The sequence below is a fragment of the Myroides albus genome, assembly GCF_009711045.1.
Lineage (GTDB): Bacteria > Bacteroidota > Bacteroidia > Flavobacteriales > Flavobacteriaceae > Flavobacterium > Flavobacterium album_A.
In genome coordinates this window covers 1-16,169 of record NZ_WMJX01000049.1, presented here as the reverse complement: position 1 = coordinate 16,169, position 16,169 = coordinate 1, and the positions used below count along the sequence as shown (strand labels likewise).

Sequence of the window (16,169 nt, the reverse complement as noted above, 5' to 3'; positions counted from 1 at the left end):
TTCAAAGTTATTTGTTACATCTCCGATAACATCTATAGTAGTTTGACTACCATCTTCTGCAGTATATACATACTGTCCATTACTCTGACTTATCAAAGATGTTAATATATTTACATCTTTTAAAGGAACCGATACAATATTACCTTTAGAGTCTTTTAAGTAAAGATTTTGCTCATTATCATTCACCGCAAATTCCTCATTTTTAAGAATATCTCTATAAGCTTCATCTTGATCTGTAATTATACGTAACCAACCTGTCTCAAACCAATAGTAGTACCCTGGTCTAAGCTCATCATTTTCAGTAATATTAAAAACCAATAAACTATTTGCTACATTACCCTTATTGACAAAAGAACTATCTGTAAGAGTTTTTAAAGGTATTCTTGGTATTAAAATACCTTTTAAGTCATTAGTCGACGCTACTACTTCAAGCATCGCTGATTTATCCGGATTTTTTGTACCTATTCCTACCTGTGCCATAGCTAAGCTTGAGACAAACAGAAATGATAGTGGTAATAATTTTCTTTTCATTAACTAGTCTTTTTAAGGTTGTTGTCTTTTTTCTTATTCTTCTAAAGAATTTTATTATCCTTTAAGATGAATTATTTTTTAAGAGTTAAAAAAAATAGATTTACTTTTTATTGTTATAAATATTCAAATATTATGCCATTTTAAAATAAAATTACAAAAAGAATTAATTAAATAAGTATAAAAGAGATTATAATTATTTTTTACCTAAAAACATTATTCCTGTACTAGAGCTCTTAAAAAAGTATTATGTTCTCTCCTATTATTATATCCATCTCACTAACCAGATACTCTCCATATAGCATAGCATTATTGTGATAAGTTACTTTGGATATCCAATCACTTAAGTTTAAATGAATTAAAAGATAAAACCAAGATAGTAAAACAAGAGGGTAAATTAGCTGAATCTTTATATAAAAAATGGTTTAATAAGGCTTATGAAAATTTTATGCATATTGATTTAGAAAATAAAAAAGCTATTCTAAAAGATGAAGCTCAATACCACTTAGGAGATAAGAATCAAGTGCTATTAGGAAAAATCATTAAATCAGAAATAGTAGATACTAACTTCTTGTATGCAAAGTATTAGTATGATTTAGAAATGGTTGAGGATAGCTACCAAACCTTAGGAAATGTTTTACTAAACAGTACATTAGAGCAGCAAAAACAACCGCCAAGATCAAGTAATTCATTAATAATAGACTGATATGAGACAAGTATTAAAAACTTATAGTTGTAAATATACATTTCTATTAAAAAAAGCTATTAGAGTTGGAGATGATAAAGTTACTCGTCAGCTAGGATTAGCTTTGATTATATATTCAAAATATCGCTGTAGACTATATTGGTATAAACGTGATATCGTACAGACACGTATAGAATAGTTACTATGGGAAATAAAACAATAACAGAAAAAGACTTTTGGGAGTGTACTGGGGGATTAATGCCTGCTCAATATCAATCTACTCAAGAAAAAGTTAAAAATAAAAAGGGTGAGAAATATATCCTTAAGAGTAACACCGCTACAAGTAGCTTTGATGATTTTAGTTGTAAAAAATTAATGCTAGTGGCAGCTATTTTAGCTGCAATAATAACTGTAGCTGTAGTAGCCACTGGTAGAGCAGCTTTAGTACTTATTGGCGCAATAGCTGGAGCGGCATTTGGAGCGGTCATAGGAAGCTTACTTTGTGGGCAATTAGTGGCTAAAGTAAGAAAAATGGAAAGACTCAAAAAGTAATTTTACTATATTTGGAATTGATACCATAACAGGAGATCACACCATGATTTGCCCAATTTTCGGTGACGAGATTTCTTTTAATCCTAATATAAAAACGTGGACGCAAGCTTATGCTATAGGTATATCTAATTTTATAAAAGGAGTAGCAGAAGGTGCTATGGTAGGTGGAATGATCGCAATGAGTGGAGGATTAATTTCAGGTGGTGGTTTTAGATCTCTATTTGCAGGAGGTGGAAGAGGTTTTCTACAAGGAACACTCAATTTAGTTAAAGTAGCTCCTAGAAGCCTTTTAACTAATTTAAGGCTTGGAATTACTGGTAGAAATACCTATAAAGTATTAGATGGTACTACAGCTTATTTAGATACCTATGGAACAACAGGAGAAGCCTCTTTAGATGATTTTAAAAAAGGTGTAAAAAATCTACCTTTACGGATATTAATGCTATAGAGAATATTTATACTACAGGTGGAACTACGCAAGATTACTGTGCTTTAGGAATGCTTTTGTTAGGAGGTGGAAAAAGTAAGGGAACAGGTAAAAATCATGTTGTTAATGAACCTCATAGTAGTGGAAAAACAACTCAGAATAAAAATCACGCTACAGAAGGAGTTCATACTAAACCTGCTGATCCTGGACATAAAGCAGTTTCACCAGATAACAAAGGAGGTCATGTTGATGAACCTACACCTAAAACTAAGCCTAAGGCAGAAAAACCAAAAGAAAAGAAACCTGATGGAAATGAAACACATAGTGATAAAGATGCGAAGGTTGAAAATAAATTAAAACCTGGTACTCCTGGGCATAAAGCTAACAGATGGGATAGATATCAAAAAAAGGAAGAAAATTAGATTATGACAAATGGAGTAATAAGTATGATGCAAATATGAAAAATGCCAATAGAGGTAATAAGATGGCTGATGATTATCACAAAATGATTGGTTTTGGAGAACGTGAACTTCCTATGAAACTTGATTCAAAAGGAAATGCAGTAAGAAGTGAATCTGGTATTCTTGAAAGAAAACTTGATATCGGAGATATTAGTAATAAAAAAGCCATAGAAGTCAAAGATTATTTGTCTAAAGAAGTACCTTATAGTTGAAAAATTAAAAACGAGGTTGATTTTGATAAAAAGCTTGCCGAACAAGGTTGGGATGTAGAATGGGTGTTTAAAGGTAAAGGACCAAATAAAGCGTTAGAAAACGCATTAAAAACACCTCCTCCTATTAAAATAAAAAATAATAATATGAATTTTACTGATCTTAGAAAAGATTTACAACAAATGGTTGTTGATGCAGAAGAATATGCGATTAAAAGTATTCAAGAGAATAATGATTTTAGTCCATATATTTATACTGAAGGAAATAAGTTGAAAAAAATAATTACAGATGACTTAGAAGAAGCAATAGAAACTGCACATGAAATTATAGAAGAAGATATTGAGGAAGAAACTGCTATTTTTGTTTATAATGATTATATAGAGTTTAAAGATGGTGAAATTACAGCTATAGTTCTTTAAATATTTGATTTTAACGAAGATTTTGGTTATTCATTTGGACTAGGATATAAAATTAAAAATAATACTATAAGATTTTTAAATCAACGTGTTTTTTTGGGAAATATTAGAAATATATTAATTTTTTAAAAGTAAGTTTAATTCATTTTTGTTCAAAATCAAGTAGAATATGCAGAACAGCAGTTTGGTACAATTAGTAAACAATATGAAGAGCTTTGCCATCAGACAAAACAAGGTAATTCAAACTTTTCGTATCACATATGTACTATAAAATACTGTCGTTTCATTATACACTTTGATTGCCTAGTACGCAGAATCACAAACTTAAAGCTTTCTGATACATTTTTATCAAATGTCTTAAACAATGTGAATGATACATTATCTTACTTTAAATCAATAAACACACTGAAAATGTATTATTTACACTAACTGTTTTACTTGAATACTATCAAAATATAAAAAATCAAGAAAAGATATTAGAAGTTTTAAATCTTCTTGACACCTACATAGAACAATATGATAATTATAATTTTAATCAAAAAAATTAATTACACTAAAGAAGAAGGAACCTTTGTTGAATGGATCATTAAAGAAAAAGAGAAAATTGATGATAGCACAAATAAGATACTAGTAATGCAAAAAGAGCTTAAGGAACTGGAACAAGAAGAAGAAAAATCACAACACTCTTTTAATAGTGCTTATTTCACGATTCATTTATTTCCTATGGGCAATTTTCAATTTAATCCTAAAGAAATTGATTTACTATTTAAAATATTAAAAATTAATGACATCAATTTAATAGATCACGTAAAATATATGTTTAAGTCTTCTATTATACCTGTAATTAATTGTTATCCAGATGAAATTACAGAAGAAGGTTTTGCAAATGGCAATGAGGAATATAAGGGAGATAAAAACTTTATTAATATTTATAATATAAGAAAACAATTATTTGAACATAAAATACATAAAGTAAAGATATAAGAATCAATTACCTAAACATTCATAGTAAAAAAATGTTTTGTAATAGACAAAAGTCTATTTATTTCAATCTAAAAACACATAATTAAAGCTAAATATACACCCCGACAACACATAATACCATAACTAGTATATCATTTCATAACAAAATACATCAAATTAAATTAGTTAACTAATAATATAAAATAAACACAACAATACACCGAAAAATAAAACAAAAACAAACAAAGGCTAAAACTAATATTTTTACTAAAATATTCGCTTCCATCAATCAAAAAAACAGGTGATTATTTAACTTTTTAGTACTTTTTTAATACATTTAAAATCATTATATTTGATTTTAACCTAATTTACTAAGGTAAGCTATTAGGTGAGTTGGTTTTTTACAAACAAGCCAATAGATTGATTTAAAGATATTTACAAGGAGTGGTTCGAATCCTGCCACCCCGATAATAGAAAAATATAGAATCCGTAAATATTATGTGTTTACGGATTTTTTGTATTCAAAAGGAATTTATTGCGAAAGTTAGGGATCAGTAACAAAAGTTGGGGACTACGCAAAAAGTTTAGCTAATCTGTATAGGAAAACTTCTCACCTCCCCCCCTAACTCTATTGAACCGTCTCCTAATTAAGCTCTTGGAGTATTATCAAAATATTGATATTTTTACAATGCTCGCTTTTATCTACTCTTTCTAATAAATTAATAGAAAATCACCTTCACTTATTTCTAAAGAATATTTATCATAGGATAAGTACATAAATAATGAGAAGTAATACTTTTGACCTGTTCTAAACCCAAATTTATTTAATATTATAATGCAATGAAAAACGCAAACTCAACAAGTATTTTTCCAACGAAAACTAAAGTACGCTTAGCAACTATTTGGTTAATTGTATTTATATTCTTGTTTTACGGAAACACTATAACAGGAGAAAGCTTAACGCCTTGGTTAGCGAGTACACTGTTTTTAGTGCTTTTATTTACCATTGTAGGAGCAGCGTTTGGAGTAGTTAAAGAAGCAGATGAATTAGCTCACAAGTTAGGAGAACCCTATGGAACTTTAATTCTAACACTCTCTATTGTCTCCATAGAAGTAATTCTTATTTCAGCTGTAATGTTAGGACCTGGCGAAAATCCTACTATCGGAAAAGATTCTATTTTCTCCGTGATGATGATCATAATGAATTTAGTAATCGGCTTATGTATACTATTGGGAGGGTTAAAATATGGTGAACAAGAATACAACGCACAAGGAACCATGTCCTATATCGCCATGATTATTATGTTGGGAGGCATTGGATTGATGCTACCTAATTTTATTCAAGGAGCTGGAGGAGGAAGGTTTAGTGATACTCAAGCTATTCTATTGGCTTTGTTTATTATTTTCTTATACGGTATCTTCTTGTTTTTTCAAATGAAAGGATACAAACACCTCTATGTACAGCCCAAAACGGGGTCTATGGAAATTCTCTACAAAGACAGATTACTACAAGAACAAAACCAAGCAACAGAAGTGATTTCTGAAAAAACGACAACAAAAGCTAACAAGGAGATATGGTTGCGCTCAATTATCTTACTCGGCATGATACTACCTATCGTATTACTGTCACATAATATGGCTGTCGTTGTCGATTACGGCATACAATCAGCAAATCTTCCAACCCTTTTAGGAGGAGTATTAGTTGCAATAATTGTATTTACACCAGAATCGATGACAGCAGTTAAAGCCGCTTTAAACAATGAGTTTCAGCGCGCAATTAACTTATGCCATGGCGCATTCGTTTCTACAGTAGGTTTAACAGTGCCATCGGTCTTAATAGTAGGCCTTATAACTGGAAAAACAGTACTCTTTGGAATGAATAGTACAGAAACAATTCTATTTGTCATCACTTTACTACTCAGTTTAATGACCTTCTTAGGTAAGCGTACCACTCCTATTATGGGAGTAATGCACTTAGTTTTGTTTGCAGTGTTCGCGATGTTGATATTTAACCCTTAAGACAATAATTACCCTTTGCCAATAATTTGGCTTATGTTGGCACAAGAAAAATAATCAAAAACACAAAGAGCCTGTCCATAAAGGACAGGCTCTTTCACTTTAATCAAATTGCCTTAGCAGATCAGTTCTACCTTACCGCTTACCACATCATAATAAGCTCCTACTACTCCTATCTTCTCTTCTTCGATCAGCTTAGTCAATGATGGACTCACTTCTTGTAATTGAGCCACTATGGATCTTACATTTTCTATAGTTACCAACTCTACTAATTCGGCAGAGGATAAATCTTCTCCTGCGTGTTTAGCTTTTACTTTATCTACTACTGGGTGTATATGTTCTAAAATTGTGTCTAACTTTCCTAATGTAGTATGGTTACACGCTCCTGTTACCGCACCACATCTACTGTGTCCCAACACCATGATCAACTTACTTCCCACTACATTACACGCGTATTCCATACTTCCGATTACTTCATCCGTTAGTACGTTACCCGCTATTCTCAAGCTGAATATATCACCAATACCCTGGTCTAATACGTGCTCTAATGGAGCTCTACTATCCATACAACTCAAAATAACAGCATGGGGATGTTGTCCGTCTTTCGTCTCTTGTAATTGGTGTAAGAAGTTACGGTTAAACTTTAGGTTGTTTACGAATCGGTTATTTCCTTCTAATAATAGTTCTAAACTTTGTGCAGGTGTTGTGTTTGCTAATATTTCTTTTGTAAATGAATTCATAATTAAATAGTTTTTCTGTGTGATAAAATAATATTCTGTTGATTTCCTGATACTTTCACTTCTTTGTGAAAACCTGTTGTTGTAATGAGTATGTTTTTCTCTTTTGCCTTTTCGTTTATAAAGTTTTCTATAAGCTCTAAGACATCTACATGGATATACCCCATACGCTTTGCATCTATAGCCAAATAACAATTATCTGGCAATTGATAAAGCCTGTTTTTAATAGCTGTTTTGTTTAAAAAAGATACTTCTTCTGCTAAAGTCAAGGTATAGACTACTTGTTCTTGTTTTATCTGACGTTGCATAGAGAAGGCCTTTCTTACATTTCCTATTAATAAGAACAATACACTTACTCCCATACCGATCATCACTCCGACTAATAAATCAGTTGCTACTACCATAATAAACGTAATTATAAAAGGGATAAATTGTGTATATCCTTTGTGCCAAAAATGCATAACGATAGCTGGTTTAGCTAAGTTGTACCCCACTAAAATTAGCACTGCTGCTAAAGAAGCCAGTGGAATCATGTTTAATACTAATGGCAGAGTGACCACGGCTACTAATAGGAATATTCCATGAATGACAGCCGATGCTTTATACAGTCCGCCAGCATTGACATTAGCTGATGATCGTACGACTACTGAGGTCATAGGTAAACCACCCAATAGAGAACTCAATACATTTCCGATACCTTGTACTTTTAATTCTCTATTCGTATCTGTATGACGCTTTAATGGATCTAAGCGATCTGTCGCCTCTATACACAACAGGGTCTCAATAGAAGCTACAATGGCAATGGTTCCGCCAATCATCCACACCGCAGGGTTCGTAAATCCTGCCCAATCTGGAAAGACCAGAATAGAACTGATATCTGATAGGCTATCAAATAGAGGGATAGATACTAATCTCGATGATTCTATCGCTAATGAACTCCCTGTAGATAACCAAAATTGGTTAATCAAAATACCTACTACTACCACTATTAAGGCTGCTGGTAAAAAAGAAACTTTTTTGGTCCATGCCATTTTATTCCACAAGAGTAATATTGCTAAAGATATTGCTGTGATGATAACTGTACCAAGCTGAATAGATGCGAATGATGTAATATCGCCTAAGGCGCTTACTCCGAATACTAAAGGCAATTGCTTAATCAGAATTACTAACCCAATACCCGCTAACATTCCTTCTATTACACTTGATGGAAAATAGTTAGCGATAGTCCCTGACTTTAGAAATCCTAAAACAAGTTGGATTACTCCTGCTATTACTCCTGCCGTCAATAAAAGTTGGAAAGAACCTAACTCTGTAATTGCTCCTAAAATAATAGCTGCTAATCCTGCTGCTGGACCACTCACACTAATGTTAGAGTTACTTAACAATCCTACTACTACACCTCCTATAACTCCAGATATAATCCCCGCAATAGGTGGAGCTCCAGAAGCTAACGCAATTCCTAAACAGAGTGGAAGTGCGACTAAAAAGACCACAAGGCCTGGTGCAACACTTTTCTTAAGTGCCGCAAAACTCATATTATTTGTCATTATTAATTTTACGTTTTGTTTAATAAACAGCTTGTCCTGATGAATTAAAGCAATACATATCCTATCGATCTCTCTTTACTGAAAAATCGACTAAAACTGTCGCATAAAATCATGTGGACTAGTTAAAAAAGATTCAATGCACTATATGCTTAATCGCTGACAATTAACAAACTTTGCGGAAGCAAATACAGATACATTTTAGGAGACGAAAATAGATAATAGGTACTGCTAATCAAGTGCACTACGCTACAACACAGCATAGCAATACTATCTTAGCTAGATAATTTTACTACATCAATAAATGTCTCAATAAAGTCCAAAGTATAGACTACTTTTTAAACAAAACGTTCGGGAGGGGGTAATAAGATGTCGAATTCTTGTGATTCGTACACTAATTTAGATTGTGCGAAGATAGTCTCTAACTTTTCGTTTGTCTCTAATAGATTTAGATTTTGGTTAGTAGATAATGTCCAAGGATGTCCATGGTTTTCCTCTTCTGCACTTGTAATAGGTTTCTTATTTTCTTCTGAAATAGTTACTGCAGGAATCTCTAATTCAATACCAGCCATCACCGCAATAGTGGGTGTAGCCAAGAAGTTGACAAAGAAAATTAATACAATTAGTGACACATATTTCATAGGAACAAAAATAGTTTTTTTCAAAAAAAAACAAGGAAGCAGGTTGTTAATTTTGCTATAAAAAAGTAGATATACTACTACTTTCAAGCAAAACTACCTCAGTCCTACTATTTACTCCAGACTATGAATACTCACTTAAACCCAAATCTGAAAGATAATGATTCAATACTCCTCCCTTGATTACTTTACTATTCAAAAAGCAGTACGGAGAAGGGCTATTCACAATTTCACTAATACGGAGTATCTCGATAAGTAATAAAATAAACAGACCTAATAAAGTACAGTGCCTTTTTACTTAATAAAAAAGCGACTAATCTTGATTAGTCGCTTATATTTATTATCTCATGACAGAGAATTAATTCTTCGTTCTATTAGTTACCAATTGTTTTAAAGCTGCCCATTGTCTCAAGGTTGTCTTTGCTTCTTGTGCAGGATATCCCAGTACTGTCTTACCTGCTTCTACATCACCAGTCACTCCAGATCCAGCACCTACGACAGCACCTTGTCCGATAGTAACGTGATCTTTAATCGAAGCACTCCCCCCGATGACTACAAAATCTTTTAAAGTAACTGATCCGGCTAAACCACTATTACCTGCCATAATACAGAATTTACCAAGTTCACAATTATGTCCAATCTGCACAAGATTATCAATCTTACATCCATCACCGATAATTGTAGCACTAAATTTCCCTCTATCTACACAAGAGTTTGCTCCTATTTCAACATAATTTCCTATGACTACATTGCCAATTTGAGGAATCTTGACCAAGCCAAACTCAGGAGAAGGAGTAAAACCAAAACCATCTGCACCAATTACAGCGTTGGGATGTAAAATACAGAATTGCCCAATATGACTTCGCTCACGCACCACCACACCAGACCACAAAATAGTGTGATCTCCTATTGTGCTATCGTCCAACACCGTGACATTAGGATATAGTTTGACATTCTTTCCAATAACCACATTTGCACCAATGACACAACCAGCAGCTATCTGTGCTCCTTCATTAATAACAGCTGTACAATCAATCGTAGCATTAGGATGAATATCTGTTTTAAATACAGGCATCTTAGGAGCGAATAACGTAAGAAGTTGAGCTAAAGCTAAATCAACATTATCCACTTTTATAAAAGCTCTATCTACACCTGGTAAGATAGATATATCTTTATTCACTATAGCAATTGGAGCTTTTGACTCACTCCATAGGCGTTCGTACTTTTTGTTACCAATAAAAGAGATTTGGCATTCCTTTGCTTTTTCTAATTGTTCAGCAGCAGTAATTTGCCTTAATGTATCTCCAACGACAACACCGTTCAACACATCATTTAATTCATTCAGCGAGTAAGATTTCATAATTTTAAATAAGTTTCCAATTGTTTATACAAATAAAACGAATAAAAAAACAACTTATTGCATCCAATATATATAAATACTACATTATTTACAATTACCAATAATTTTAAATACAAAAAGGACAAAAACCAAATACATTTTATTGAAAAAAATAAAACAAAAAAAGGAATCACAGTAGTACACCGTGATTCCCATTCTATCTTATCCTTTTAAGAGTTATTACTTCACGTAATCAATGACAACGTAATAACTCCCCGCAGGTAACTTCTGACTATCAATATCATTCACTGTGATATACGTCTTGCCATTATTCACCTTCTTATGTAACAAATCTCTTGTAACAGCATTAGTTGTTTCGTTAATCAGTTGAAAATTAACAATTAAACCTCCTATTTCTTTTTCAAATTCTACTACATTAAAATCAGTAGCAACGTTTAGGCGCTTTGCATATCTCAGTAGATCTTTATCTATCCACTTACCTACTACCTCATCCTCTTGAATCTTCTCATTAACACCAAAGGTATTTGCACTCCTCAGATGATCATCATTCGGATTAAAAGTTCCGTCGATTAACTCCTTGATATAATCTTGAAAGTCATAACTTTCTGCAATTAGTTTAGACAAATCAAATTCGTGAACATCAGCATTTTCATCTTTAAAGGTAAGCTTAGTAGTCTTTTTATCTGGTGTATTAAACACATCTATTGCAGTTACCGTTTCCATTTCCCTTATCCATGTAGGTAAGAACTTACTTTCCTGAAGACCATTTTCTCCCTTCCATATAAAACCTAATTCACCACTCCTTACATAAGCTTTCACATATCCCTCTTGTTCTAATTTCTTTTCTTCAATATCAGACACTATATACTCCAATAAACTTTTCATAGGGGGTGCCGTAAAAACTTCATAGCTCCCATCTATAAAAGACTGTACCAAGTCTATCTCATACTTTTTACCACTTTCACTTATATAATTATACTTCCCTGTAAATTCACCATTCTCACGTATTTCTTCTATACTCGTATCTGTTTCGACAAGATTATTAATTTTAATCTCTTTTAATTCTAAATTACCTTGTTTTCTAACGACCTCATAAAAAGTATCATCCTTATAAACAATACTATTCTCTACCCATTCAGTATTCTGAGAAGTAAACTTCTTTAATTGTTCTTGTACCTTATTATCTTTTAAAACGTCTTGAAAATTATTCTTAACATCTTCTACAACAGTTATTACAGTGGGTACCCCTTCTCCATCTTCATCTTTCTTATTGTAAAAATTATATACCCCTGAATGTTCACCATCATCATTTAACTCAGGTTCTAATTTCGATACAATCAGATCTAAAGAGGCAAAAGCTCCCATTTCCTCCATCATACTTTCCTTAAAGCGAGGATTTTTAAAGAACATCTCTGTCAAATTAAACTTCGATTCATTACTATCTTCATCTTTATAAGTAAGTATCACACCATCCTCTTGACCTACAACCTTCAAAGAGGTCAAAGTCTCAGATCCCGTAACAATATCCGTCAAGTTAATTTGTTCAATTTCTCCACTATCGCTTTTCCAAGTTATGTACACTTTACCCTTTTCTTCTTTAATAGAAACTTCACCTTCTTCTTTTTCAATCAACTTGATAATTTCATCTTTAACTAATTTCTGTTCAAAAATTGTTTTACTATTCTCTATCACATCTTGTACGATATCAAAAGTAAATACCTCCTTTTCTTCATTAACATATTTATAGCGACCTGTGTACTTTCCATCTCGATCAACAATGGCTGACAACTCTGTATTAGTCTCCTTTAAATCCTCAATATCAGAAGCAATAATTAAAAAATCTTGGTAATTGTTGTTATCTTTTTTGGTCACGTAGAACTTACCTCCAAAATAAGTTACAGCATCTTCTTGATTTCTTTTAAAATATTGATCAAACTGACTCTTTACATTTGGAACTTCCAACAGCTTTCCAAAATTAGTTGCTACATCTCCGATCACATTAAGCTTTGTGGGTACGTAAGTGGGATCACTATCTCTTTTTTCATTATAATAGTAATACACTCCTGTTCTAACATTATCCACTACATCAGGTACAATTTCAGTAATGGTTTCTTCTTTAGATACCTGATTAACGTAATCTATAATATACTTTTCAAAAACAGTACTTTTTTTGAGAATGTCCGTTAAATCAATTGTTGTCTTATCTCCTTTTTCATCTTTATAAATAATTTGAGCTTTTCCTTCCTCAGCCGAACTAGATAACGAAGTCAAATTTTGGAGATTATTCACAATTGAAGAAATACTAAAATGCTGATCTAAGTTATTCTCGTCTTTCCAATGAAAAATATAATCATCTCCATTTTGCTCTACTCTCACTTCTCCTGAAGCACTATTACTTCTAATAGCTCGTGTTTTTGAGGATGCAATATATTTTTGAATAGTTGCATTTGACACGAGAGTGTTCCACTTCTTACCTTCCCAACAATAAAACCCTGCATCCAATGAAGGCGTCCCTAAATGATAGACAATTAAACTCTCAGGATATGGAGCTCCATCTATCGTTGTAATATCTGTATCTGAACTCAGTGTGACTCTCGGTATTAAGACCCCTTTTTTCGTAGATTGTACTTCTAACTGAACACTCGGATGGGGCAATTCTGTCCCTATTCCAATTTGAGCTTGTGTTGTTATTGTTCCCAACAAGAACAACATTGGTAATATATTTAACTTCATACGTATCAACCTTTAATATCTATTGTTTTTTTAGATAATCTATTATCACATAATAATTACCTTTGGGTATTGTATTATCAGAGTCTTTTGCGTTTTTTAAAAAAAACTTAGTCTTATCTCCTGAACTACTTATTAACTCTATTTTATTGTAAATCAAATTAGAATCTTCATTGATTATTTTTACTTCTAATGGCAAGCCGTCTTTCCAATTAGCTAAAATCAAGTCATCAGTATCACTTTGCTTTACCACTCTCTCCATATACCTAAATCTCTGCTGGTTATTGATCTCTCCCACATAACTTTCTCCATCCAACAAATACTCATCTAATGACTGATTAACTAGTTTAGCACTCTCTCGATGCTGATCAACATTAGTCGTCTTTAACTTCGCTTTTGCTTGATCAATATATCCTTGAATTTGTTCGCGTAAGGTTTCGTTTTCCGTCAATTTTTTTGCCAATTCTCCTTGATTATAGGCCAAGCTTTCACTATCCAAATACAATATCCCTTGATGAGCGCTAAGCATTTTTACCTTTCTGTACATTTGGTAAACTTCTTTTAAAAGTCTTCGTTTAGTGATAAAACTAATATCTTCACTATACTCATCCATAGTTATCCACTCATACCCTATTTCTCCATTCTCCACAAAGAATTTTGGTCGCCTTTCTATGCCGTCAACACCACTTTCAATAGCAGTTAAGACTTTAGGAACACTCAATATTCTATCTATAGAAGACTTTACAGCATCACGAGATCTTAGTGGATATTCTTTCTTTTTCTCATTTACATAAACATAGTCTACAGGATAATTATTCGTTTCTTCTTTTCTAAAGAAAGTCTGGTTTTGTCCTAACATATTCATATTGACTGGTAGAAAGACATCTTTATTATCTTCTATTACATAATATTTAAAACTATCATCTTTAAATAACACTAAGTTCTCAGGTAGAACTGTTAGTTTTGAAAAAAAATCTGAAAGAAGGCTCTGCACTTTAGCGTCATCGAAGACCACCTCTGAATTATTTGTAAAATCCTTGAGTACATCCATTATGGTGTTATCATTCATACTATCAAGTGACCAATTTTTAAACTTATATGGCACGTATGGTTTAGTAGGATCTCTATAATAAAAGTAAGATGAATTTGGTATCATCTTTAAAAACTTTTCGTACTGTACCACAAGCAAGGGGTCTTTTCCTACCCCCTGTAAGTAAGTAGAGTAATCTTTCGCTTCAATGATCTCATCACTAAAATAAATAAAATTAGTATTCTTCTTTTCATCCAAATACTTTAAATTATAATAATTTGAAGTATCCCATCCAATTCCAGTTGATTCTAACTTTGTTAATGTAGGTTTGTTATCTACTATATTTGATAGCAAAAAAGTCTTTATCTGATTATTACTATCTTTCCAAGTAAACTTAATATCACTACCATTTACAACTTCTACTGTTATTGGGGCATTATTTTTCCGAGCATTCTTTACTATTTCACGAGTATACTCATTATCAAATATTTCCTCACTTCTATTGACAATATCACCTAAGACATGGATCTTATAAGAGAGGTTATTCTCTTCTATATATTCAAATCCAATAGTATCTTTTCCCTGTTCATCTTTAAGTGAGCGTATACTCGTTACTGTTTCCTTAAAATCAAACAACTCTTTATAATCGACCTCTTTCTTTTCTAGTTTTTTATCTGTTAAAGTAGTAACCCAAAACTTGCCATTCTCAAAGGTCAATTTCTTATCCTCTGCAGAAAGAGCAAGTTCTTCAAAACCTCGTTTAACATTTTCATTATTGAGAAAACTACTAAAATTGTTCTCCAAATCCTTAATTACATCGATTTCTAATGGAGTGTAATTTAAAGACAGGCGATTCTCATTATAGAATTTATACTTTGCATCATAAGTAGATACAATGTCTGTTGTAATCTCTTTAATAGCTTCTTGCTGTATAAAAGACTTAATATAATTTTGAAATTCTGAACTACCTGTTAACAAGGGTGCTAAATCAATGGTCGTATTCTGAGCCTCCTCATCCTTATAGATCAGTGCTACTCCCCCTTCTTTATTAGTAGATGTCAAAGAGGTGACTTGTTCTAAAGCTTTGACAACATCACTTATAGAAAACTCTTGAGCAGCATTAAACTGATCTTTCCATTTAAATACATAATCATCCCCTACCTTTACAATTTGCAGTCCTTCACTGGGAACCACTTCAGTAATGTAATCTTTGATATTTTCGTTGGTTACAAGAATATTCCAACGCTTATTTTCCCAATAATAAAACCCTGCAGGTAGAGATGAATTTCCGCTGTGATAAACTAATAAGCCCTCAGGATAAGGATACCCTGCTACTGTGGATTGATCACTCACTGATTTAAGTAATAACCGAGGAATTAATACTCCCTTGCGATCAGAACTAACCTCAAGCATCGCAGATTTATCAGGCAATTTCGTACCTATACTTGTCTGGCTGTATCCTGTTATAACCCCCAAAAGAAATGTAACAGATAATATCCTTCTTTTCATTAACCATATTTTAATAAGTAAAATTAAGTTAAAATTTTACAGATATACCATAAACAAATCAAACATTAAAAAACAAGATTAACAAAATAGCTAAATAAAAAGAAAATATATAACAAAAAAACACATTACTATATATTTTAACTATATCGAAGTGGTTTTATATGATAAAAAGGCAGTCTTACAGCTAGAGAGATTTTAACAAATTAACTTTTAATTAAGAATATCCATCCTAATAGGATAACTTAAATAATACGAATTATTCATTTATTAAGCAATAAAGTACAATAAATAAACAACTATAATCACATATAACGATATATTAATAAATAAACCACTATGGACTGAAAGTCCATAGTTTGTTAA

At 32.2% G+C, this 16,169-nt stretch carries 14 protein-coding genes and 1 pseudogene; 8 read left to right on the top strand and 7 right to left on the bottom strand.

The window, feature by feature from the left end:
• Positions 1-531, bottom strand: a pseudogene (locus tag GJV76_RS13835) (hypothetical protein); the annotation flags it as partial.
• A 445-nt stretch (positions 532-976) separates the two neighbouring features.
• Here GJV76_RS13835 and GJV76_RS13830 point away from each other — a divergent pair.
• The 8 genes from GJV76_RS13830 to GJV76_RS13795 all read left to right on the top strand — a co-directional run bounded on the left by GJV76_RS13830 (position 977) and on the right by GJV76_RS13795 (position 6,261).
• Positions 977-1,117, top strand: a complete 141-nt coding sequence (locus GJV76_RS13830; protein WP_155093194.1) for a hypothetical protein — start codon at positions 977-979, stop codon at positions 1,115-1,117.
• A 300-nt stretch (positions 1,118-1,417) separates the two neighbouring features.
• A complete protein-coding gene (locus tag GJV76_RS13825; RefSeq protein WP_155093193.1) occupies positions 1,418-1,765 on the top strand; it encodes a hypothetical protein in 348 nt (115 codons plus the stop codon).
• Positions 1,766-1,808: 43 nt separating this feature from the next.
• Positions 1,809-2,213, top strand: coding sequence for a hypothetical protein (locus GJV76_RS13820; RefSeq protein WP_155093192.1), 405 nt, complete (start codon positions 1,809-1,811; stop codon positions 2,211-2,213).
• Between the two features lie 50 nt (positions 2,214-2,263).
• On the top strand, positions 2,264-2,614 hold the full coding sequence (locus tag GJV76_RS13815) for a hypothetical protein (protein WP_155093191.1): 351 nt from the start codon (positions 2,264-2,266) through the stop codon (positions 2,612-2,614).
• A 35-nt stretch (positions 2,615-2,649) separates the two neighbouring features.
• On the top strand, positions 2,650-2,865 hold the full coding sequence (locus GJV76_RS13810; protein WP_155093190.1) for a hypothetical protein: 216 nt from the start codon (positions 2,650-2,652) through the stop codon (positions 2,863-2,865).
• A 63-nt stretch (positions 2,866-2,928) separates the two neighbouring features.
• A complete protein-coding gene (locus GJV76_RS13805; protein WP_155093189.1) occupies positions 2,929-3,282 on the top strand; it encodes a hypothetical protein in 354 nt (117 codons plus the stop codon).
• 513 nt (positions 3,283-3,795) lie between these two features.
• Positions 3,796-4,263 carry a hypothetical protein gene (locus GJV76_RS15980; protein ID WP_230381564.1) on the top strand — a complete coding sequence of 156 codons (468 nt, stop codon included), beginning with the start codon at positions 3,796-3,798 and terminating at the stop codon, positions 4,261-4,263.
• Between the two features lie 819 nt (positions 4,264-5,082).
• A complete protein-coding gene (locus GJV76_RS13795; RefSeq protein WP_155093188.1) occupies positions 5,083-6,261 on the top strand; it encodes a calcium:proton antiporter in 1,179 nt (392 codons plus the stop codon).
• A gap of 113 nt (positions 6,262-6,374) precedes the next feature.
• Here the strand turns inward: GJV76_RS13795 and GJV76_RS13790 are convergent, their stop codons facing one another.
• From GJV76_RS13790 to GJV76_RS13765, 6 genes are all read right to left on the bottom strand, one after another.
• Complete coding sequence (locus GJV76_RS13790; protein ID WP_155093187.1) at positions 6,375-6,998, bottom strand: carbonic anhydrase; 624 nt, start codon at positions 6,996-6,998, stop codon at positions 6,375-6,377.
• A gap of 2 nt (positions 6,999-7,000) precedes the next feature.
• Positions 7,001-8,542, bottom strand: a complete 1,542-nt coding sequence (locus GJV76_RS13785) for a SulP family inorganic anion transporter (RefSeq protein WP_155093186.1) — start codon at positions 8,540-8,542, stop codon at positions 7,001-7,003.
• A 335-nt stretch (positions 8,543-8,877) separates the two neighbouring features.
• On the bottom strand, positions 8,878-9,180 hold the full coding sequence (locus GJV76_RS13780; protein WP_155093185.1) for a hypothetical protein: 303 nt from the start codon (positions 9,178-9,180) through the stop codon (positions 8,878-8,880).
• Positions 9,181-9,535: 355 nt separating this feature from the next.
• A complete protein-coding gene (lpxD, locus tag GJV76_RS13775; protein WP_155093184.1) occupies positions 9,536-10,537 on the bottom strand; it encodes a UDP-3-O-(3-hydroxymyristoyl)glucosamine N-acyltransferase in 1,002 nt (333 codons plus the stop codon).
• Between the two features lie 219 nt (positions 10,538-10,756).
• Positions 10,757-13,270: a hypothetical protein gene (locus tag GJV76_RS13770; RefSeq protein ID WP_155093183.1), complete on the bottom strand. Its 2,514-nt coding sequence runs from the start codon at positions 13,268-13,270 to the stop codon at positions 10,757-10,759.
• Positions 13,271-13,289: 19 nt separating this feature from the next.
• The gene (locus tag GJV76_RS13765) at positions 13,290-15,806 is read right to left on the bottom strand and encodes a hypothetical protein (protein WP_155093182.1); all 2,517 of its coding nucleotides are present in this window, start codon (positions 15,804-15,806) and stop codon (positions 13,290-13,292) included.
• Positions 15,807-16,169: the final 363 nt, after the last annotated feature.